The 355-nt window shown below is 47.3% G+C and carries 1 protein-coding gene; it reads left to right on the top strand.

The genetic code is table 11. The annotated features are described in order from the left end of the window. A partial coding sequence (locus lacNas_RS14270) for a hypothetical protein (RefSeq protein WP_244661436.1) occupies positions 1–355 on the top strand: 355 nt, incomplete at both ends.

Genomic DNA, 355 nt, shown 5'->3' with positions numbered 1-355 from the left:
TGGTTAATACGACTGATACCACTGGTACTTTCGATGAAAGTGACAAGACTGCTGTCTTCACTTACAAGAAGGTCGGTAAGATCATCCCTGTAGATGAAAACAACACGCCAATTCCAGGTGCAGATACGCCGACTTACGAGAATGACCCAGATGACCCAACCAAGGTGACTCCAAACGAGCCAACTCCGACCGTACCAGGCTACTCAACTGATGTTCCGAACGTAACTCCGGAAGATCCAACTAAGGACACTCCTGTTGTTTACACTCAGAACAAGTATGGTCTGACTGAAAAGTTTGTCGATGAAGACGGCAATGAACTGTCACCGAGCGTAACGAAGGGGACTGAGTACAAGAC

Source organism: Lactobacillus nasalidis, assembly GCF_016587775.1.
Taxonomy (GTDB): Bacteria; Bacillota; Bacilli; order Lactobacillales; family Lactobacillaceae; genus Lactobacillus; species Lactobacillus nasalidis.
Note: the sequence above shows the minus strand (reverse complement) of the source record. Positions and strands in the feature narration are given on the sequence as shown.